Origin of the sequence: Mycobacterium paraintracellulare (assembly GCF_000276825.1) — a bacterium.
In the GTDB taxonomy this organism is placed as follows: Bacteria; Actinomycetota; Actinomycetes; order Mycobacteriales; family Mycobacteriaceae; genus Mycobacterium; species Mycobacterium intracellulare.
Genome location: NC_016948.1, coordinates 2,531,700 through 2,552,767, shown reverse-complemented (window position 1 = coordinate 2,552,767; position 21,068 = coordinate 2,531,700). Strand labels below are relative to the sequence as shown.

Below are 21,068 nucleotides of genomic sequence, written 5' to 3'. Positions count from 1 at the left end.
TCGGATTAGGCCGGGCAGAGCGATCGGGGTCGGCCACACGGTAGGTTGTACGCGATTCCCGACGACTCGAGAGGAGACAAGGTGGGCGAGACCGCGGCCATGGCCGAGGCCGACCGCACGTGGATGATCGACACGCTGCTCGCACTGCTGCAGACCCCGAGTCCGTCGGGGCGCACGGATGCCGTGATGCAGGTGATCGGCGACATCCTCGACGACTTCGGCGTGCCGTTCACGCTGACGCGGCGCGGGGCGCTGACCGCGGAGCTCCCGGGGGAGTCGGCGACCACCGACCGGGCGCTGGTGGTTCATTCGGACACCATCGGCTGCATGGTCCGCGACCTCAAGGACAACGGCCGCCTGGGACTGGTCCCGGTCGGCACCTTCTCGGCCCGGTTCGCCGCGGGAGCCCGCGTGCGCATCTTCATCGACGACCCCGACGAGTTCATCACCGGCACGGTCATGCCGCTCAAGTCCAGCGGACATGCGTTCGGCGACGAGATCGACACCCAACCCACCGACTGGGACCACGTCGAGGTTCGGATCGACCGCAAGGTGTCCTCGCGCGAGGACCTGCTTCGCCTCGGCCTGCAAATCGGCGACTTCGTCGCGTTGATCACCAGCCCCGAGCTCACCGCCGACGGCTTCATCGTCTCCCGCCACCTGGACGGAAAGGCGGGCGTCGCGATCGCGCTCGCGCTGGCCAAGAACTTCTCCGAGAACAAGGTGGTGCTGCCGCACCGCACCACGATCATGGTCACCATCACCGAGGAGGTCGGCCACGGGGCCAGCCACGGGCTGCCCGCCGACGTCGCCGAATTGGTGTCGGTGGACAACGCGGTGTGCGCGCCCGGGCAGCACTCGCTCGAGGACGGCGTGACGATCCCGATGGCCGATATGCACGGGCCCTTCGACTACCACCTGACCCGCAAGCTCTGCCGCCTCGCCCAGGAGCGGGGAATCCCGTTCGCGCGCGACATCTTTCGCTACTACCGTTCCGACGCCGCCGCGGCGATCGAGGCGGGCGCGAACACCCGCGCCGCGCTCGTCGGCTTCGGTCTCGACGGCAGCCACGGCTGGGAGCGCACCCACATCGATTCGCTCGAAGCCGCCTACAACCTGCTGCATGCATGGCTGCAGACGCCGTTGACGTTCGCCAAGTGGGACGCCAAGCCGACGGGCAGTCTGCGCGACTTTCCGTCGTCGAAGCAGCCCGCGCCCAGCGAGCGGTGGGTGCCGCTGTCTCGCGGCGATTACGAAAGCCCGGGCGAGGCGTCGCCCGGCACGCCGTGGCCGCCGTCGGAGGGACCCCAGGCCTAACAGCCGCGGGGCATCCGGTCGGCGCGCCAGCAGCGGGACTGCATGGGGACGTCGATCGAATCAGCCGCGGGGAAGCGCTCACGCAACACAGCGCGGGCGTTGGCCAGCCGGCGTTCGCGGTCGTCGGGAGACGCGGTGATGATCCTGCTGTAGGTGCCCACCATCCCGACGACGTCGTCGAGCCTCATCGTGCGCACGAAGGTGAACGCCTCGCGGGCCACCTGGTGGAAGATCTGCGGATCGGGGAGTGTGACGTTTTCGTGGAGCTGGCGGAAGCGTTCGGGGGCATCCGCCTCAGTCCTTTCGTCGCCGGGCAGCAGGTCGAGGTCGCGGACCCAGTCCACGTCGCGATCGCGACTGGTCCAAATCAGGCCGAAGCGCCCGCCGTCGCGAAGCACCCGCCCGATTTCCGGAACCGCCCGTTCGGGATCCATCCAGTGCCACGCCGCCGAGACGAACACGGCGTCCGCGGCACGGTCGGGGAGTGGGATCGACTCACCGCTGCCCTCGAGGACGCGGACGCCGGGGGAGCGCTCGGCCAGCACCGCGCGCATCCGGGCGTCGGGCTCGACGGCGATGACCTGTGCCGCCCTGCCGATGAGCGTGCGGGTGAACAGCCCCGTCCCCGCGCCCACGTCGACGGCCACCTCGCACTCCGATGGCATCAACCAGTCCACCGCCTGCCGCGGGGCCTGCGGACGCAGCCCGTCGTAGTTTTCGGCGATCGATCCGAACGACATTGCGCGCGCTTGACGATCAGTCACACGCGACAACGTAATCCAGCTCGCTATGCAGAACGTGAGAAAGGATCGCGCGTCACCAGAGGGCGCTGTGATTGACGAGCGCATCGGCGATGAGGCCGACCCCGAAAACGAGAAACAGAAGCCGCACCGACATGGGGCCGTAGCGGGTGAGCGCGCGCACCAGTCCCCGCTGAATGCGCGCGGCCCGCACCGTTCGTCTCATCGACAGCGCAAGGATCGCCAGCGGCGGCGACACCGCGATTGCGCAGTAGGTGATGATGACCAGCGGCCAGAGCGGGGGCCGGGGATGCAACGCGGCCAGCATGGCCAGCCCCGTGAGGTAGGGCACCGCGGTCGGCGCTTGTCCGCTTCCCACCGCCAGCCCGAGGAATCCGAGCAGCCACGGACGTTTGCGCATGGCCGCCATCGCCCAGCCGGGCGCCGACGATTGTGCGGTCAGCGGGAAGTATGCCAAGCCGATCAGCACGATCCCCAACAGCAATTCGCCACGAAACCGGATGGCCGGCGTGATGTGAAAATCGAACGCCTCGGTGATGAAGCTGATACCCAGCACCGTGCACAGGCCGAAGGTGGTCGTCACGGCGAACACGCCCGCGACGAAGCTCAAGGCGCCCGGGATGGGGGAGCGGCGACCGAGCCGGCTGTCGAAGATGACCGCCGAGACGACGCCCACGTTGAGGACGTTCAGCGAATCGAGAAACGCCAGCCCCGCCAGGGCAAGAATCAGAGCTGCCACGCGCCTGTACCGGCTCTAGCGTGCGGATTCGCCGGGTGCTCGGAAGCGGCTGGGCACTGACCACGGCGACACGATCAAAGCGGCGATCATGCTGCAGACAATACGGTCAGACCGGAGCGCTCACGCAGGGGGCGATGGCGCCAGCGCGGGCGATCCGCGGCATGATCGAGGCGTCGACGAAGCGGCTGACGCATCCACACAGCCACAGCACATCGAATCCGGAGGCGCGCCACCGATGAACACGCTGACACCGCAGGGGCTGCACGAATACCTCATCGGGTTTGCTGGAAATGACCCGGCTTCCAAACGAACTCGGGCATAGACCGCCGACACCGCCGCGCCGACACCGGGAGAACTGAATGGGATTGCTCGACCGCAAGACCGCCGTCGTGACCGGCGCCAATTCGGGGATCGGGCTGGCCACCGCCGAGCGATTCCTCGCCGAAGGTGCCGAACGGGTGTTCATCACGGGCCGGCGTCAGACCGAACTCGATACCGCGGCAAGCAAATTGGGACCGAGGGCAACCGCCGTGGCCGGCGATGTCGGCGTTCCGGAGGACTTGGATCGGCTCTATGGGGAGGTCGAGTCCGCCGGCCGGGGCCTCGACATCGTCATGGCCAACGCGGGGGTGACCCGGGTGGCGCGGCTGGGGGAGATCACCGACGATGACCTCGACGCGCTGCTGACCACCAACGTCAAGGGGGTCGTGCACACCGTCCAAAAAGCGCTGCCCCTGCTCAACGACGGCGCCTCGGTCATCCTGACGGGCTCCACCACCGCCGACCGCGGCCGCGCCGGGCTGAGCATCTACGCCGCCACCAAGGCTGCCGTCCGATCACTGGCCCGCGCCTGGGCCAACGAGCTCGCCGACCGCAACATCCGGGTCAACGTCATCGTCTCTGGGTCCACCGCCACCCCGGGCAGCGATAGACTGGCCGCGCAAACCGACCCGGAAGCGTCGATCGAAGAGTTCCGCGCCGGCCGCATCGCGACCATTCCATTGGGTCGCTTCGCCGATCCCATCGAGATCGCCAATGCCGCGGTCTTTTTGGCGAGCGATCTGTCCAGCTTCACCACGGGATCCACGGTTACCGCCGACGGTGGATTCAACCAAGTCTGACGCAGAACGCGCGGCTGCCACGGCAGTACCCACCACAGCGTGGAGCTAAGCGCTTCGTATACCTGCGCGAATCGCGCGAAGCGCGGACGCCGACGGGCGCGGCCCTCTACAGTTCGACGAATGACGAACACCCGCACTGGCACTTAAGGGAAAACGCGATGTCGAAAAGTGTTGCGACCAAAAACGACAACGAGAAGATCGTGGTCGACTTTATACATGCCGCTTACGGCGAGAGCATGGACATCGACGCGATGACCGCGCTCATGGCCGAGGACTTCGTGTGGCAACTCCACGTTCCGCTGTCCCCGGTCGTGCGGGGACGCGACGCGGCGCGCGCAGAACTCGAGAAGCACAACACGCTGTCGACCGGCATGGTCGAGGGGAGCGAGATCCGCACGATCGTGTCCGACGGCGACACCGTCGTCGTCGAACGAGTCGACGTGAACTCTATGAATGGCGTGGCCGTCACGTTTTATGTCACAGCCATTTTCGAGGTTCGCGACGGTGCGATCGCTCATTGGCGAGAGTATTGGGACACCGCCCACGTCGCGCAGCAACTCGGCATCGATCCCGCGCTGATGTTCGCCCCGCTGACGAATTAGTCGCCGGCGCAGGGTGTTTGGCGGGCGGAGCTAGCCCGATGTGCTGAGGATCTTGATCGCGAAAACCAGCGTGTCACCCGGGCGGATTCCGGCGCTGGGCTGACCTTCGGGGTAGCCATCCGCGGGGACCATCGCGACGGCGACGGTGGACCCCACCTTTTGTCCCGCGATGGCCTTTTGGAAGCCCGGCACGACGCCCGTGAGCGGGAAGTCGACGGGGGCGCCGCGTTGGTAGCTGCTGTCGAACACCGACCCGTCACGACCATTGACACCCATGTAGCAGACGGAGACCTTCGCGGTGCTCGAGACCACGGGTCCATCTCCGGCGCGCAGCGTATGCACCTGCGTCTGGGTCACGGCGAACGGTGCCGTCACGGTCACCCGCGGGGCCGTCGTGTCGGTGGACCCGGTGACGGCGACGCTCCCCGTGTTCCCGGCGAGGGTCCAGTCAGGCGTTCCACCATTCAGCGGTGCCGCGGTTGGGCACGAGTCGGCCGCGTTGGCCGTGCCCGATCCAGCGAGCAGGAGAGCGGTTGCCGCGGCGCCGGCCGCGAGCGCCACAGACGAATACATCCGGAACGAGTTCACGGCCGTCACGCTACAGCGACGCATCGCGCGCCTTGCTGGTAGCTCATCTGTAGCGACTGCGCTGCGCAATTTTTTCGATGAGTGCCCGAACGATAAGGCAGAGGTTCTCGGCGCAAAATAGGCCATTCGTACAAAATGGACAAAGCAGCTAGAATGGCTAAGGTGCAGACCAAGGAGGGAGCGCCATGTCCACCGTCTCGTTCCGCAACCGCGACGGCAAGCTCGTCGATGTCCCCTCGGTGACCGCCAGCCGCCTCAAAAATGAGTTCGGCACAGTCTTCGATGAGGCCGCGGTCAGCGGGGCGGTGGTGATCACCAAGCACAACACCCCCAGGGCAGTGCTGCTGTCGTACGCCGAATTCGAGGCCCTGGCCGCAACGGCGGCACCCGCCCTCGACGACCTCAGTGCACGCTTCGACGAACTGCTGGCGACCATGCAGACGCCGAAGGCCAAAGCCGGGGTCGCCGCCGCGTTCGACGCCACACCGGAAGAGCTGGGCGCCGCCGCGGTGAAGGCGGCACGCACCGCGCCGCTGCGCTGATCCGGCGCGGCCCATGGCTCGCACGACGACACCGGCGCAGATACACGTGTTGGCGGGCGTCAACGGCGTCGGCAAGAGCAGCGTCGTGGGCGCGACGATCCGCGACAAGGGCGGTGAGTACTACAACCCGGACGAGGCCGCGCGAGAGATCATGGCGGCCAACCCCGGATTGGGCCAGGCCGAGGCCAACGCCGCGGCGTGGGAACAGGGCCGAAAGATGCTGCAGCGGGCGATCGATCAACGCCTCGACTTCACCTTCGAGACCACGCTCGGCGGCACCACGATGCCGGCACTGCTGGCCGAGGCCGCCAAGCGCGGACTCGAGGTCCATGTTTTCTATGTCGGCCTCGACAGCGCCGATACCTGCATCGAGCGGGTCCGCCAACGGGTCCGCGCCGGCGGGCATGACATTTCCGACGCCGACGTCCGTCGCCGTTACCGCCACAGCCTGATCAATCTCGTGAAACTACTGCCGGTGCTCACCGGGTTGCGGATGTACGACAACTCGGCGAGCGCCGATCCCGCCGAGGGGCAGGCGCCGAAGCCGGTCTTGGTGTTGCACATGGACCGCGGCCGCATCGTCGGGCCGTCCGACTTGAGCTCCACACCGGCTTGGGCCAAGCCGGTCGTCGCGGCGGCGTTGGAGCTCGCGCAGGGATCGTAAGCGGGAGTCTGGATCTCGGAACCGCAAATTGTTCTCGATTTGCCAGCACGGTCTTGACCCCGTCGCCCGCCTCGGTTCGATAATGCTCGTACCTCGAGGGAAAGGCCCGCATTGACATCGATGGCAACCGTGACGATCGCGATGCGCGCGGTCAGCCCTTTGCGCAGCAGCTCCGGTGGCCCGCGAACCTACCGGTCGGAATGATCGATGGGCGCAATGCGGACGGTAAGCCGGCGTCGGACCATCGCCGCGCCGATCGACGCGGTGTTCGACTGGCTCATTAACGGAAACAATTGGAGTGACATACCGGGGATGTTTTACTCCCGCGTTCGCCCGGTCGATGGGCCAGAGCCTTTTGGAGTCGGCTCAATTCGTGAATTCGCCAGCTCGGGTTCGAAAGTCACCGAAGTGGTCACGGCGTTCGAACGGCCACACTCGATTAGCTACCAAGCCCTGTCAACCGTGCCGCCAGCGCAACACAGCGGTGGCTCGGTGACGTTGCAGGAGGTGCCGGGAGGCACCGAAGTTCTATGGACAACAAGCTTCCGCCTCAAAAGCCCCGTCCTCGCTGGCTTATTCACCCGGCTCTATGCGCCCTTAATCGGATTGGGAATCCGCATGGTCCTGCGAACAGCAGAGCGGGCTTTGACCAGCGACCAAGCGAACACCTGACGCACCAGTGCCGCAACAACATTGGGCGCGCACGGCGCACCAGCGCCGCCGCGGCCGCCATGGAGGCCGACGACGGACCCTCCCGCGACTCGCTGGTCAGATTCGAAATCGCCGAGCCGTAAGAGGATGCGGACCGGCGTAGAGCTGGATGGAGATGACCTCTGGTGGCACCGCCGCCAAATCGGCGAAAACCATGGCCGTGCCTTTCCTTATTTCGCGTTCGGCGGGATCACGATGACCGTGGAGGTGGTGGCGATGTCATCAACGGCCACCGCCCCGGGCACCCGGACCGCCGGCCCGGCCACCGCGCGGGTGGCGCTGCCCCCGACGGCGCGTCCGGCCAGGCTCGACAGGGCGGTGGGGCCGAACAGGCCCTGGCCGGGATTGACGGTCATCGCCGGTGCGGCGTCGAGCATCGTCTCGGGCAGCTCGGCGGCCAGGGTCCTGATCGCGGGCGCGGCCGAGGCCCAGTTCGCCGGAACCGACAGCGACCCGACGACACCGGCACGGCCCACTGCCGCCGACACCGTTCCCGCACTCGGCGGCTGGAACGAGGTGGAGCCGGTCAGCAGATCGCTGTGCAGCAGCGGAGCCAGAACCCCGTGGAGGCCTTTCGGATGCAGTGTGCCACCGATGCTTCGCAGGTTGGCGCCCATCCCGCGGACATTGAGCGCGAGCTGATAAAAACCCTTCCCCGCGGTCCCGATCCCGATCGGAGAGTAGGGCCCGGTAAGGACGTTGAGGAAGTTGTTGAAACTCTTCAAGCCCCCCGTGGCTTCCCCGAGGCCGAGCGAGATTCCCGGCGACGTCGTCGCCGTCGCCGCGGTTTGCGTCGCGGCCGGGGCCTGCGAGAGCGCCTGGGAGACCGTGGATTCCACGTTGGAACTCGCCGAGGACTGGGCCGCCGAGGCGACCGCGGCGGCCTGGTTGGTTTCCGCACCGCTGTCGGTGGTCGTCGGCGGCGCGGTGAACGGGGCCAGTTGAGTCGCGGCCGCCGAGGAACCCGCATAGCCATACATCGCGGCCGCGTCTTGGGCCCACATCTCGGCGTACTGGGCCTCGGTGGCCGCGATGGCCGGGGTGTTTTGGCCCAGGATGTTGGTCGCGACCAGTGACGCCAACAACGCCCGGTTGGCCGCGATCACCGGCGGCGGCACCGTGGCCGCGAAGACGGCGTCATACGCGCCCGCCGCCGCCTTCGCCTGACTGGCCGACTGCTCGGCCTGCGCGGCGCTGCCGATTAGCCACGCAACGTACGGCGCGGCCGCGGCCGCCATCGACGTCGACGAGGGGCCATTCCACGCGGTTCTCAGCTCTGCGACGACGGACCCGTAAGACGCTGCCGTGGCGCGTAATTCGGACGCTAATCCGTCCCAGGCGGCCGCCGCGGCCAACAACGGGGCCGGCCCGGGGCCTGAGTAGATCCTGCCGGAGTTGATCTCCGGAGGTAACGCTCCGAAATCCATTGCTTCCCTCCGCATCCGGATATGGCCAACGTCGGCCAGCATCTCAACCGCCGATAACGTTGTCCTTCAACAGCATTCAGCATGCTCAGCTATCGAAAACCCTGGCCGCCGATGGCTTGAATGCTCGTGTGCCCAGAAGACTAGCCAGCTCCGGCGGAAGCAACATCGACCAACAAGGGCCGACTCCGCACGGTCACCACCCCCGGAGGGCAGTGGGCGCGCCTTGGCGATGGGGGTCGGCATAAGCGCCCCTGCGCCCCGTCTACCTCGGACGAATCGGGAAGTACCCCGGCGTGAACGGAAGCCAACTTCCGCACGAAACGTTGCCCGATGAAACAGTTTTCATCAGTAAAAATCTCGGCGTCAAATAATTCGAAAGGGGCGTTTTGGCCGCGAGGCCGTTTGCCGGCTTCCCGCTCGCACGGCGACGATATTGCGTCGCCATCGAATGTTGGCTTGCTTCATGGCGTCCAGCTCCTGAGTCGCATGTCCATGTGTTGCACCGCGCGACCATCGAACGCCGGCCCTGCCACGGACCAGGTGACGGCATGCATCAGTTGGAGCGGCGGGTCCGCTTCGAGGTTCCCGCAGTCTTTTTCGACAACGCGTCGCGAGACGGCACGGTCTGTTCGATGTGGTCGGCGACGCAACCGACAAAGGCCTGGCATGCGGCGGAGCGCATTTCAGGGCGCGGTGCCACGAGGTTTACCCGGCGGTGCATGTCAGCTCCGGCGACCGGCCGCAGTGCCAGTCTCGGATCGGCGTTAGCGCGGGTACGGGCGACGGATTCGGGCAGCAACGCGACACCCAGGTCTTTGCGCACGAAGTGGGTGACCTCATCGACACGCGTCACTTCGAAAGCCACTCGCCGCGTCACGTTGGCGAAGCCGCGGTCGGTTTCGTGTCGCAGACCGTAGCCAGGGGGAAAGTCGATGAACGGTAATGCGGCCAGCGCAGTTATCGACACCGATGATTTTTTTGTGAGCGGGTGGTGGGCGGGCATGACGGCGATGAGCGGCTCGCTGAACAGATGGGTGAACGTCAAGGCACCGCCGGTCCTGGATACGTTGGAGCCCACGATCGCCACGTCCAGCTTCCGGTCGCGGACCGCCTCGATCAGCACGTCGCTGCCGCCGCTGCGCAACGTCACGCTGACGTCGGGATAGTGCGAGTGAAAGGTCGCCATCAGAGTGGCCACATCGAGGCTTTCGGATGGGATCTCCATCATCCCGACCGTGAGCCGGCCAACGACCGTGCCGCCGAGAGCCTGTGCGTCAACGGCGATCTGGTCAATGCCCGCAACCACCTGGCGCACCAGCGGCATCAGCGCTTCACCGGCGGGGGTCAGCGAGACCGAGCGGGTCGTCCGTTCGAACAGCCGTAAGCCGATCTCACTTTCGAACCGACCGACCTGCTGACTCAAGGCTGATGGCACGACGAACATCGCCTCGGCCGCCTTGGTGAAACTATTCGCCTCGGCCAACGCCACGACGTAGCGCAATTGCTGCAGGTTCACAATCCTTCATCTTTCGTGATTAATCGCATCATATCTATTCACTGGACTCGTGGATGCGTTGCCTTCAGGATCAAGGGCATGTCCGCGGATTCGTCGTCACCGGCTGCCTTGGCGGCTGCCGGCATCGTGGTGCGTCCGCAGCCAGGCATGGCCGGCAACGACTGCTCGGTGGCAGCGGTGCGCGACGAAATCACCGAACAGTTTGACCGCCTTGCGTTCCTGGGAGAGTTGCGCTGCTCGCATGACCGGGTGGTCGCGGGTTCTCTCGAGGAGTTGGTGTTCACCTACACCGTCGGGGGATCCGGCATTGCCGACAGCGGTTGGCTGAAGCTGTGCTTCCGCTACTACTCGGATTGGGATCTGCAGACAACGTCGCCGGACGCCCGCGACTTCGCGACCGCCCGCTTGGTGAGTCGGTCGCTGATCGGCGGGGCCTCCGACGACAGTGCCGCGACGGTGCAGCACCTGGTCACGAGATATGACGTCAAAGGCGGGGAGCGGCCATTTCAGAAGTCACTACTGATCCACGTCGTGGACGGGTACCTGCGTCCCGGTGATGTGATCGAGATCCGCTGCGGCGACCGCCGTTTCGGCGGCCCCGGGACACGCGTGCAGACTTTCGTGGAAGACGAGTTCGAGGTCCACCTGTTCGTCGACCCGCTGGGCACGTCGCGCATGGCGCACGCTGATGTGCATCGAATTGCGGTCGTACCGGGTGCACCCGAACGAGTCGTCGTGCACGGCCCTCGCATCGTGCGCAGCGATGCGCCGGCGGTGCACCTGCATGCCCATCTGCAAGACCGTTGGGGCAACACCTGTTCCGACGTTGCCGCGACGATGCATGCGCTCATCGACGGTGTCGTCGTGGACAGCGCCCGTACGCCTGCGAACGGGTGGTCCAAGGCGTCGCTCCGCGTGCCGCCGGTCGCCACCCGCATCGACGTTGCCGCCGAGACAAGCACAGCCGTGCTGCAGGGCGGTGAGACCGTGATCGACATCGTCGACGACTTCCCGTCGCCGCGGGCGTACTTCTGCGACCTGCACGTTCATTCCAACGACACCGTCGGCACTCAGGACACCGACTGGAACCTGCACTACGCGCGCGATATCGCCGCGCTCGACGTACTTGGGTATACCGCCAACGACTTTCAGATCACCGACGACACGTGGGACGACGTCGTCAGGGCGTGCAGGCAGATCGCCGAGGACGGCGCGTTTGTCTGCTACCCCGGAGTGGAGTGGTGCGGGACCGCCGGCGCCGGCGGCGACCACAATGTCGTCTTCCTCGGTGAGGACACCACGTTGGCCCGCTCGCTGGAATGGCACCAGCGCATGGCGACCACGGCGCCCACCCCGCAGACCTGGCCGGTCACCCAGTTATACGCCGCCTACGAGAAGGACCCGGAGTCTTACCTCTTGATCCCGCACGTGGGCGGGCGACGAGCGATCCTGGACTGGCACCACCCCGAGCTCGAGCGGCTGATCGAGGTGCATTCGGCCTGGGGGAGTAGCCCATGGTTCTTCGAAGACGCCCTGGCGCGCGGCCTACGGCTGGGGGCGAGCGCCGCCAGCGATGAACACCGCGGACGGCCGGGGGCCGGGGCGCCAGGCGCCAACATCTTCGGCGGCTTCGGCGGGCTCACCGGCGTCCTCGCGCCGGCCCTTTCCGCCGCAGACGTCGGTCGTTCGCTGCGCGCCCGCCGCACCTGGGCCACAACCGGTGCGCGCGCGGTCGCCCTGCTGCGCAGCGGTGAGAACTGGATGGGTGACGAGTTCGCCGCTGACGCCGGAGAACTGACCGCCGGTTACGCCTTGTACGGCACGACGGGATGGGATGACGTGACGGTCTACGACAGCGCCGGTTTGCTCTGGCGTCGTGACCTGCACGCCGAGACGGGGCTTTCGCCCAACCTCGTTCGCGTCAGCTGGGGTGGCGCTCGGCACCGTGACCGCTACCGCTGGGCCAGCTGGTCGGGCCGACTGCGTATCGATGGCACCGCCGTCGAACACGTAACGCCGTGGGCGATCACCCATCCCGAGCAGATCGTCGATGTCGACGGACCGGCCGTGGCTTGGGATACCAAGACTTACGGCGCGGATATCGGCATCGTGATACGGCTCGCCGACCTGAGCCGCGCGCGCTTCGAACTCGACGCGACGGTGCAGGAAGACGGCCTGCGCACCCGGGCGAGCCTTTCCGGGGCGGAGCTCGTCACCGAGGGACATCGTGACATCGCCGTCGGCGGTCTCAATCTGCGCGTCCGCCTCGAACGCATCTCCGACCCGAAGGCACTGCCGACCACCGTCACCGGCGAACTCAACCTGCAGCTGCCCAAGGGCGACAGCGCAATATACGTGCGCGGCAAGCAATTCGATGGGCATCAGGTATGGACAAGCCCGCTGTTCGTGACCCGAACCACGGGGACCCCGTAGTGACCCGACTTCGAACCGGCCTTACCCGCCGCCTCCACATCGACTTGCGCCGCATCACCTGCGCGGCTTGTCCGGCCCCCAGGGCCGTCTGACGCGCGCGCACCGCCGCGCCATCAGCACTCACCGCTCCCGCGGTACGGCAGCAACTCTCGTTGTGAGCCGCGGCCAAATCCGCCAGGTTCTGATCCGTTTCGATTCGAGGAAACCATGTCACTGCACCGATTCGGCAGCAAGCTCATCGCGCTGATCGCCGCGTCAGCTACCGTCGCCGTGCTGTCCGGGTGCTCGAGCCAGGGCGCGTCGCCGACCTCCTCCGCCGTATCGCTGCGCCTGGGATATCTGCCGCGCATCACGCACGCCTCGGCACTGGTGGCTCTCCACGACGGCTTCTTCGCCAAGCAACTCGGACCCCAAGTCAACTTCACCGCAAAGCCATTCAGTCGAGGGACCGAGGAAGTGACCGCGCTGCTGTCTGGCCAACTCGACGCCGCCTACGTCGGTCCCAATCCCGCCTTCAACGCCTGGCAGAAATCGGGAGGGAAAGCGATCAAGATCATCTCCGGCGCGGCCAGCGGAGGTACCTCGATGGTCGTCAAACCCGACATCAAGACCGCCGCAGACCTCAAAGGGAAGACCGTGGCGGACCCCGCGCTCGGCGGGACCCAGGACGTCAGCCTCCGCGACTGGCTCGCCCACAACGGGTTGAAGACGAATATCCAAGGAGGCGGCGATGTTTCGGTCAAACCGACCAGCCCGGAATCGGCGATCGTCCAGCAATTCCTTACCAACCAAATCGTCGGCGCCATCGACTCCGCGCCTTTCGACGTGCAGATGATCAAGGCTGGTGGGGTGCGACTGTGGTCGGACCCCAACACCATCACCGTCCTGGTGGTCCGCCAAGAATTCCTTGCGGCCCATCCTGACGCGGTCGCCGGACTGCTGCGCGCCCAGGCCGAGGCGACCGAACGTATCGCCACGGACCGCGGTGGCGCGGCCCAATCTGCCAATGCCGCGCTGGCGAAAGATCTTGGCAAGGGGCTTGAACCGGATGTACTCGCGGCCTCCTTCGAGGAAACCACCTACACCAACGATCCCGGAATGGCCTCACTGCGCGACCAGGTCTCCAAGGCCGTGGCCATAGGGTTGCTGAAGCCACTCGATATCAGCGGCCTGTACGAGCCGGGACCGCTCAACAAAGTCCTCGCCGAGCCGGCAAGCCGCAGGTGACCCGTGATCCACTACGTTCAGTCTGATCACCTCAGCGGGCCGCCAGCCGAAGCGAGCGCCCAAACGTCACGGGCCGTGCGGCTCACCGACGTGACCAAGCGGTACGGCCGGGGCCGGTCGGCCGTCACAGCCCTCGATCGCATCACCTTGACGGTCAACTCCGGTGAATTCGTCTGCGTTGTGGGGGCATCCGGCTGCGGTAAGAGCTCACTGCTGTCGCTGATCGCCGCGATGGACCAACCGTCCGCCGGCGAGCTCAGCACCGATGGGCAACGGGTGGCCTTGATGTTTCAGGAACCGGCGCTGTTCCCATGGCTGACGTCGGCCGCCAACGTCGAGTTGGCCTTGCGGGCGCGCTCGGTGCCGCGCCCGCAACGCCGCCAGCGGACGACTGACTTGTTGCAAACGGTGGGCTTGGCTGACTTCGCCGACAAGCGTCCTCATCAGCTGTCCGGTGGCATGCAGCAGCGCGTCGCATTGGCGCGTGCGCTCGCCCAAGACGCCGACGTCTTGCTGATGGACGAGCCATTCGGGGCGCTGGATGCCCTGACCCGTGATCGCCTGCACGAGGAGCTGGAGCGCATCGTTGACGAACGCGGACTGACCATCGTGTTCGTTACGCACAACGTTCGCGAGGCAGTGCGACTCGCCGACCGTGTCGTATTGCTCAGCCCGCGGCCCGGTCGCATCGTCGAAGAGATCGCGGTCCCGGTGGCGCGCCGCCACAGAGTCAACAACCCGGACGTTGCCGAATTGGCCTCCCGCATCTCCACCCAGCTACGGAACGAGGGAAACCGTGGCGGTGCTTGACAGCGATCTCGCTACCAAGAGTCACCGGCCTGCGCTGACGCCCCAAGCGCCGCGCCCAAACCGGGTGCGGATCAGGTCGGTGCTGGCGGCGATGCGGGCGAAAGTCTTTGCCGTCGCGATGGTTCTGCTGATCTGGCAGCTCGTGTACCTCAGCGGGTGGAAGCCGTCATTCGTGCTGCCCGGCCCCGGAACCGTCGCGGCCAACCTCTGGCAGCGGCTGCATGAGGCCGTGCTGTGGGACGCGATCGGGATCACGATGTGCCGTGCGCTGGCCGGTTTCGCGCTGGCATTGCTCATCGGCTCGGTCGTCGGCGCAGTGATCGCGCAAAACCGGCTGCTGCGCACGGCATTCGGGCCGGTGATCACCGGTCTGCAGACCATGCCGGCCATCGCCTGGTTTCCCTTCGCCATCATTTTCTTCGGGCTGCACACGTCGGCGATCCTGTTCGTCGTCGTCATCGGCGCCGCACCGTCGGTGGCCACCGGGGTGCTCGCCGGAGCCGGACAAATCCCGCCCCTGCAGCTGCGGGTCGCAAAAAACTTGGGATTGCACGGCTTTGGGCTCTACCGGCACGTGGTTCTGCCCGCCTCGCTACCGATGTTCGTCGCCGGCCTGCGCCAGGGATGGGCGTTCGCCTGGCGTAGCTTGATGGCCGGCGAATTGGTGGTGCTGATCAGCGACACCGCGTCGATCGGGGTGCTGTTGGAAAACGCTCAGAACCTCAGCGATATGCCGTCGGCGATGGCCATCATGATCGTGATCCTTTTGATCGGCATTGCCATCGACGCCGTCTTCGACGCGGCCGATCAGCGTATCCGCCGGTATTGGGGACTGATCGAAACCAATTCTGAATGACTCGACCATCCACTCGGACAAGGAGCCCCATGCCGGAGGACCACCACGATCATCGACTGCCGGACAGCCCATTTCGTCTTTGGGCGTTCGGTGATGCGCACGTCGGGACAGACAAGCGCTACGGCAGACGGAGCCTGGCCGAGGCGATAACGCATTCGGAGGCCGGCGGATCCGAAGGTGGCCCACCGTTCGAGTGGGATATCGCCATCGACGTCGGCGACATGTCCGGGGCCCATCACCATCTTCCCGACGACGCCGAGGGATCCGAGCTTCGCCGCCAGTTCGCGAGCCTGCGTCGCCACCGACGCGAGGCCATCTACAGCGTCTGCGGCAATCACGACCGCAGCGGCCTACACGAGCCCGAGGCATGGTGGTGGCAGAAGTGGGTAGATCCCCTTGGACAGCACACCGAATTCTCCGGAGTCGACGCCAACGCGCGGCCTTATCCAGTCGAGGGCGCGTGGGACCACTATTCCTTCCGGGTGGGCAACCTCTTGTTCCTCATGCTCAGCGACCGCAACGAACCCACCCAGACCGTGGGGCGGGGCCCGCTCGGCGGCAACCCGGGCGGCGTCGTCAGCGGCGAGGCGTTCCGCTGGTGGAAACACATGGTGCTGAGCAACCCCGATTCGATCATCATCGTCGTCCACCATTACGTCCTCAAGGACACCACCGTGGCCTCCGGGGAGTGGGAAGGCGTTCGCAAAGGGCCGGACGGGCAGCTGCTGGAGCACTATCATCGCCCGTTCGAACTCGGAACCCCACACGCGGCGTCCTATCTGTATTGGGTGGACAGCAAACCAGACTCCGGGGCGTTCGAAGACTTCCTCACCGAACATCCCGGCCGGGTTCACTTGTGGATCGCCGGGCACACCCACACCCACCCCGACGACAGCTATGGCGGCAAAACCCATATCGAACAACGCTGGGGCACATGGTTTCTCAACGTCGCATCACTGAGCCGCCACCATATGCCCATTACCACACTTCCGATCAGCAGGCTGCTCACCTTCACGCCCGGCAGAGCTGAGGTGCGGGTCCAGTGCTACCTGCACACCAGCCAATACGCACCGCAAGGCTGGTATCCCAAGGCCGAACGGAGCCTCACGCTCAATAAGGCGTTCGTGGCACCGGCGAACCATTCGCTTGAGCGGACAGGCGCATCGCGCTCGGCCGTCGTTAGGTGACGCGCAGCTGAAGTGAGTAATCAGTGAGTCTCGGTGAGCTACCACCGGAAATCAATTCCGGCCGACTGTATTCAGGTCCCGGCTCGGCCTCGATGAGCCTGGCGGCTGAGGCGTGGGATGAAACGGCGGCGCAGTTATACGACATCGCGGAGAGCTATGGCTCGGTGGCGTCGATGCTATTCCAGGTAGAGCAGCACCCGGCGTCGATCGCGGTCGCGGCGGCGGTGGTGTCCTTTACCGCATGGCTCAATGCCGTCGCCGCCCGCGCGCGGCAGGCCGCGCGCCAAGCGAGAGCGTCCGCCGACGCATTCGAGTCCGCGTTAGGGGCGGTGGTGCCGCCGTCGGTGATCGACGCCAACCGCGCGCTGCGGCTGGCGCTCGTGACGGCAAACGGCCTGGCCCAAAACGGCCCCGCAATCGCCGACACGGACGCTGGCTACGAACGGATCTGGGCACAGGACGCCGACGCCATGTACGCCTATGCCGCAGCCGCTGCGGCCGCGTCAACTCTGGCACCATTCGACTCGCCGCCGACCGTGGGATCGGGCCAGCACGACCCCGCGGTCGCAGAAACCGCGTGGAGCCTGATCGCGGCTCCGCAAGTGGTATCGGCCGGCGGCCACGTGATGCCCGTGATTCCCCGAGCGCTGCGGGCGCTGTCTCGTTCGCCGATAACGACATTCGACGCATGCCTGTCCGCGGCGACATCACCGCTGTCAAAACTGGGTTCACTGTCCGCTCCCACCGACTTCGCGATAAGCCGTCTGAGTTCGCTTAACAAGACAGCGTCACTGAAAAGGGCCGCAGCGTTGCTGCCGCTCCCGGGTCAGGTCGGCGGCGCTACGACCTCGGCAACGGCGCGGTTAGGTCGCGCGTCCTCGATCGGGGCACTGTCGGTGCCCCAATCCTGGGCCAAAGCCGCGATGCCCCGCGGCATTGAGCTCGAGACATCGGATAGCGACTATGTCCTGATCGACCCGTCCAACCTCCTGTGGTGAGCGGGCATCCGGCCTCACAATACCGCTGTGTCTCAGGACTATTCGCAGTGTGGCGCTACAGACGTTGGGCAGCAAAATCCGCGCCCTGGTCGACCATGCCGTTCGCCGCGTACAGGGTATGCGCGATCCCGGGCGGTCCAGGAGGTGCGCCATTGCAAACCGTGTCGTCGGGGGCGCACAACTGAATGGTCTTGCCTGCGTACAGCGGACCGATCGTAATGGGTGGCGCGCCGGCGCCGCGCAGGAATTCATTGGAGGGTGTTCCGAACAGGACCACCGCGGCCACGTGATCAGCGACCGCCCGCGGCAACGGCTGCGGCACATAGGACACGAACTCCTGTGGCACTTCCTTGGGTATGGCAGGGGAGGTCACAAAGCCGGCCACGGCAGCGCCTTGGGAATACCCGCCGAGCACCATTTTGGTTCTGGGGCAGTTCGACGCCGTGGATTCGATGTGGCCGCCGGCGTCCTTGATCCCGTCCACAAAGGTTCGGGCGAAGGCGATGCCTCCGTTGAAGTCGCCGCTCGCCTCGTAGTTGACCGGAGAGACGCGCACCGACTTTCCGCCGACTCGCGAGCTGAGCGCGTCGACGAACGCCTGCCCGACCCCGCCGACCCCGGGTGGTTCGCCGGTGCCGCGAGCAAAGACCACGTCGACGTCGGGACACGGTTCGGCGGAGGCCGCCGGGACGGGCGCGCTCAACAGCGCCGCCGAGGCTGTTACTACCGCAGTAGCGAGATAGCGAATGGATCGTAGCGAGCTCATGCATGCGAATGCCCAGACGCGATTGACCCGAAACCGGCAATTATTCAGCGGCAGCGGACTGAGGTTCTGCCTGCCACTGAGGGTGAGGCAACCAGGCCGGCGCGCCGCATCACGACGAGCGCGCTGCACGCCTGGCGCGGTGTCGGGCCCTGACTCTTCCTCAGCGTCCGTCAAGCGTCAGGCGCGATCTCAACGGGATGTTCGCTCAACGGCTCAATCACAATTCCCACGTTCTTCATCACCTCAATTGAGCGGTTGGTCTCCAGCACGTCTTTAATGTCTCCCTCAACTATCATGTACGCGGCGCGGTTCATTCGTTCATAGAACTCGTTCATCGTCTCCACGCTGCGAAAAACCGGGACGAACCACGCACCGTCGCGTTCAAGCAAAAACGGCTTTTGTTTGCCGTCCTTCGTGTCGCCAAAAGGAGTGGAGTAGTAGACCTTAGCGTCGCGAGCAGCTTTTTCGGCCGGCTTCTTCTTTCTGAATGGCCACACAATTTTCTCCCTTCCGCCGGACGCCGTTGCTTCTGGCAACCGCCGCCGGGGCAAGCGCGGCGATCGTGGTCATCTGGCAGACCGCTCGAGGCGCAGCACGGCGATGTCATCGGTAAACCCACCGTGTGGCTGGGCAAGCTGGTGGGCACTGTCGATGAGCGCGTCGACGAATTGTATGCCGGGCAAGTGTGCGTGGGAACGGGCCAGAGCGAGCAGACCGTCCTCGTCCAGGGGTTGGCTGCCGTTGCTTGAAAACCCTTGGAAGAGTCCGTCGGTCACCAACACCAGGCCCTGATCATCCGGCAGTTCCAGCTCGTGTTGTGGCCAGTCGTCGGCGCGCAGTCCCAGCGCCGGGCCGGCCGGAGGCATGATCCATTCCACGGTGCCGCCGCCGTGTAACAACATCCCGGGATGCCCGGCACGGATCGTTTTGAGGCGCGGGTTGTCGGGGGAGATTTGCAGGGTGAGCGCCGTGGCGCAGATCCCCGAGCCGCTTCGTTCTGAACGCAGCACTCGCTCGAGGTGGTGCATCCTCGCCACGTCGTGCACGCCGGCGAGGGTGAGCGCACGAAACGCGATCCGCAATGCCGCACCTAGTGGTGCCTCATGGGGACCGTCCTCAGCGACCTCACCGATCAGCACATGCACGGTGCGGTCAGGTGTTTGGATGACGTCGTAGAAACCTCCGCATAGCAGCGCGTGCTCGCGGCTGGGCCGGTACCGGGCGACGAAGTCGACGCCCGGGTTGTCGAGTAGCAGCGGGGAGGCCGATAGGCCCCGTTCGAGTATGGCGTTCTCGCGGGCCCGCAGCTGGGTGGCATCCAGGTCGACGGCCATCAGCTCGGCGCGCTTGCGTTCGATCGCATACAGCAGCGCACGGCGCACCACGTCGGGTTGGACGCGGCCCTTGACCAAGAAGTCCTGGGCACCGGCCGCCACCGCCGTAGCTCCGAAATCTTCATCGTTCAGCCCGTCAGCACGACAATCGGTACGGTGGCATCACGTTTGGTGATGCGCTCGAGAGCGTCCATTCCGCTGGCGTCCGGCAGATGCAGATCCAGCAGCACGCAGTCGGGCCGGGCCGAGGCAAACACCTGCTCCGCGTGTGCCATCGACCGCGCCCACACCAGCCGTATGCCGCTGACGGCATCATCGATCAGATCTTCGACGAGTAGCGCATCGGCGCGGTCGTCCTCGATCAGCAGCACGGACAAGGACCGCGCGGCGGGCGTGATGGGAGCACGCAACGGAATCAATTCCCGATCACCGGTGAAGGCCCAGGTCGACTCGGGTTGTTCGCGGGACCTGTCGTGCGTTGCGTGCAGGCCCACCACGTTCAGATCTCGCCCGCGGCGCCGCGGGTGTGGCGTTTCACCATTGCGGCAGCGACGTCGACGAGCTTGATGTTGGCCTCTTGGGATACGCGGCGCAGCGTATCGAAGGCCTCGGCTTCGGTGAGGTCGTTGAGCGCCATCAGCATGCCGATGGCTTTGCCGATCTCGCGGTTGCTGGCAAGGCCGCGTTGCAATGTCGCGGCATCTTCGCCTTGAGCCACGGCGTTGGCGGCGACGCCGGCGAAAGCCGCCAAAAGGATTGCGCGTTCGACGGCCACCATGTCGAACGCATTGGGGCTGTCGGAGAACAGGTTTAGGGCGCCGATTTTGTGAGGGCCGACAAGCAGGCGAAAGCCCATGATTCCGTGCACCGGTGTTTCGGTGAGGACCCGGGCGGCCAGAGCGGGCCACTGACTGCCGGCGCGGAGATCGGGATCGATTTGTGGGGTTTCCTCCGAGATGGCATCCAGGCAAGGGCCTTCGCCGAGCGCTTGCTCGAGCTTATCGATCTTGCGGGCGACGCTGTCGCTGGCTGCCGCCGTCGTGGCGATGTGGTTGTCGCGCAACATGACGCTGGCATGGTCGCAGCCGGGAACCATGAGTGTGGCTGCGATGCAGATCGCAGCATAGATCTCTGCGGGCGTTGAGCCTTGGTAGACGATGTCGGCTAAGCCGGTGAATACCGCGGTGGGCTCGGCACGCGAACGCGATACCGCCACATCGGGGGATTCGTTACCGTCTGGCATCCTCAACCCGCCTCGTCATAGCCTCACGCCGCCAAAGGTGCGCCGGCGCGCCAGGTTTCGACCTGGCCGGCCCTTGGCTCCCGCCGGCCCGCAACGTCGCTGTGGCAATATTCTGCCCACTGGTGAGCCTGACCCCCTCCCGATGTCGGTACGGCGCGGGCGCCTGTCGCAGTCCGCGCGCTGCCGAACTCCGTTGTAAAACCACGTGACCGCAGTGCCCCTGCGT

The 21,068-nt window shown here is 66.0% G+C and carries 20 protein-coding genes and 1 pseudogene; 12 read left to right on the top strand and 9 right to left on the bottom strand.

Annotated elements, in window-relative coordinates; genetic code table 11:
- Positions 1-81: 81 nt before the first annotated feature.
- On the top strand, positions 82-1,317 hold the full coding sequence (locus OCQ_RS11830; protein ID WP_009957156.1) for an osmoprotectant NAGGN system M42 family peptidase: 1,236 nt from the start codon (positions 82-84) through the stop codon (positions 1,315-1,317).
- On the opposite strand, the gene OCQ_RS11825 is transcribed toward OCQ_RS11830, so the two are convergent.
- Together OCQ_RS11825 and OCQ_RS11820 are read right to left on the bottom strand one after the other, a co-directional pair.
- Positions 1,314-2,081, bottom strand: coding sequence for a class I SAM-dependent methyltransferase (locus tag OCQ_RS11825; protein WP_041784973.1), 768 nt, complete (start codon positions 2,079-2,081; stop codon positions 1,314-1,316). The two genes, OCQ_RS11830 and OCQ_RS11825, sit on opposite strands and share 4 nt — an antisense overlap.
- A 52-nt stretch (positions 2,082-2,133) precedes the next feature.
- Entirely contained in the window at positions 2,134-2,817 is a 684-nt protein-coding gene (locus tag OCQ_RS11820; RefSeq protein ID WP_008256612.1) for a GAP family protein, read from the bottom strand.
- Positions 2,818-3,176: 359 nt separating this feature from the next.
- On the opposite strand from OCQ_RS11820, the gene OCQ_RS11815 reads away from it, so the two are divergent.
- A complete protein-coding gene (locus OCQ_RS11815; RefSeq protein ID WP_008256611.1) occupies positions 3,177-3,938 on the top strand; it encodes an SDR family NAD(P)-dependent oxidoreductase in 762 nt (253 codons plus the stop codon).
- A gap of 158 nt (positions 3,939-4,096) precedes the next feature.
- Positions 4,097-4,540 (top strand): limonene-1,2-epoxide hydrolase family protein, encoded by a 444-nt coding sequence (locus OCQ_RS11810; RefSeq protein ID WP_008256610.1) that lies wholly within the window; start codon positions 4,097-4,099, stop codon positions 4,538-4,540.
- Positions 4,541-4,570: 30 nt separating this feature from the next.
- On the opposite strand, the gene OCQ_RS11805 is transcribed toward OCQ_RS11810, so the two are convergent.
- Complete coding sequence (locus OCQ_RS11805; RefSeq protein WP_179960074.1) at positions 4,571-5,128, bottom strand: FKBP-type peptidyl-prolyl cis-trans isomerase; 558 nt, start codon at positions 5,126-5,128, stop codon at positions 4,571-4,573.
- A gap of 185 nt (positions 5,129-5,313) precedes the next feature.
- Here OCQ_RS11805 and OCQ_RS11800 point away from each other — a divergent pair, with 185 nt between their 5' ends.
- From OCQ_RS11800 to OCQ_RS26030, 3 genes are all read left to right on the top strand, one after another.
- A complete protein-coding gene (locus OCQ_RS11800; RefSeq protein WP_008256608.1) occupies positions 5,314-5,670 on the top strand; it encodes a type II toxin-antitoxin system prevent-host-death family antitoxin in 357 nt (118 codons plus the stop codon).
- Positions 5,671-5,683: 13 nt separating this feature from the next.
- Positions 5,684-6,334 carry an AAA family ATPase gene (locus OCQ_RS11795; RefSeq protein ID WP_014380118.1) on the top strand — a complete coding sequence of 217 codons (651 nt, stop codon included), beginning with the start codon at positions 5,684-5,686 and terminating at the stop codon, positions 6,332-6,334.
- A 207-nt stretch (positions 6,335-6,541) separates the two neighbouring features.
- A complete protein-coding gene (locus tag OCQ_RS26030; protein ID WP_225331369.1) occupies positions 6,542-7,006 on the top strand; it encodes an SRPBCC family protein in 465 nt (154 codons plus the stop codon).
- Positions 7,007-7,215: 209 nt separating this feature from the next.
- Here OCQ_RS26030 and OCQ_RS11790 read toward each other — a convergent pair whose 3' ends face one another.
- Positions 7,216-8,472 (bottom strand): PPE family protein, encoded by a 1,257-nt coding sequence (locus OCQ_RS11790; protein WP_036428866.1) that lies wholly within the window; start codon positions 8,470-8,472, stop codon positions 7,216-7,218.
- 553 nt (positions 8,473-9,025) lie between these two features.
- Positions 9,026-9,988 (bottom strand): LysR family transcriptional regulator, encoded by a 963-nt coding sequence (locus tag OCQ_RS11785; protein WP_008256578.1) that lies wholly within the window; start codon positions 9,986-9,988, stop codon positions 9,026-9,028.
- A gap of 78 nt (positions 9,989-10,066) precedes the next feature.
- Here OCQ_RS11785 and OCQ_RS11780 point away from each other — a divergent pair, with 78 nt between their 5' ends.
- The 6 genes from OCQ_RS11780 (at position 10,067) to OCQ_RS11755 (ending at position 17,499) form a co-directional block, all read left to right on the top strand.
- Entirely contained in the window at positions 10,067-12,421 is a 2,355-nt protein-coding gene (locus OCQ_RS11780) for a CehA/McbA family metallohydrolase domain-containing protein (protein ID WP_014384682.1), read from the top strand.
- 207 nt (positions 12,422-12,628) lie between these two features.
- A complete protein-coding gene (locus OCQ_RS11775; protein ID WP_014384681.1) occupies positions 12,629-13,648 on the top strand; it encodes an ABC transporter substrate-binding protein in 1,020 nt (339 codons plus the stop codon).
- Positions 13,649-13,723: 75 nt separating this feature from the next.
- Positions 13,724-14,458, top strand: a complete 735-nt coding sequence (locus OCQ_RS11770; RefSeq protein WP_014384680.1) for an ABC transporter ATP-binding protein — start codon at positions 13,724-13,726, stop codon at positions 14,456-14,458.
- A 64-nt stretch (positions 14,459-14,522) separates the two neighbouring features.
- The gene (locus OCQ_RS11765) at positions 14,523-15,314 is read left to right on the top strand and encodes an ABC transporter permease (protein ID WP_014384679.1); all 792 of its coding nucleotides are present in this window, start codon (positions 14,523-14,525) and stop codon (positions 15,312-15,314) included.
- A gap of 29 nt (positions 15,315-15,343) precedes the next feature.
- Positions 15,344-16,501: a metallophosphoesterase gene (locus tag OCQ_RS11760; RefSeq protein WP_008256571.1), complete on the top strand. Its 1,158-nt coding sequence runs from the start codon at positions 15,344-15,346 to the stop codon at positions 16,499-16,501.
- Positions 16,502-16,524: 23 nt separating this feature from the next.
- The gene (locus tag OCQ_RS11755) at positions 16,525-17,499 is read left to right on the top strand and encodes a PPE family protein (RefSeq protein WP_014384678.1); all 975 of its coding nucleotides are present in this window, start codon (positions 16,525-16,527) and stop codon (positions 17,497-17,499) included.
- Positions 17,500-17,554: 55 nt separating this feature from the next.
- Here the strand turns inward: OCQ_RS11755 and OCQ_RS11750 are convergent, their stop codons facing one another.
- The 4 genes and pseudogenes from OCQ_RS11750 to OCQ_RS11735 all read right to left on the bottom strand — a co-directional run bounded on the left by OCQ_RS11750 (position 17,555) and on the right by OCQ_RS11735 (position 20,842).
- Complete coding sequence (locus tag OCQ_RS11750; RefSeq protein ID WP_014380113.1) at positions 17,555-18,265, bottom strand: cutinase family protein; 711 nt, start codon at positions 18,263-18,265, stop codon at positions 17,555-17,557.
- 170 nt (positions 18,266-18,435) lie between these two features.
- Entirely contained in the window at positions 18,436-18,762 is a 327-nt protein-coding gene (locus OCQ_RS11745) for an SseB family protein (RefSeq protein ID WP_008256568.1), read from the bottom strand.
- Between the two features lie 69 nt (positions 18,763-18,831).
- Positions 18,832-19,976, bottom strand: a pseudogene (locus OCQ_RS11740) (PP2C family protein-serine/threonine phosphatase).
- Between the two features lie 122 nt (positions 19,977-20,098).
- A complete protein-coding gene (locus OCQ_RS11735; RefSeq protein ID WP_036428863.1) occupies positions 20,099-20,842 on the bottom strand; it encodes a GAF and ANTAR domain-containing protein in 744 nt (247 codons plus the stop codon).
- Positions 20,843-21,068: the final 226 nt, after the last annotated feature.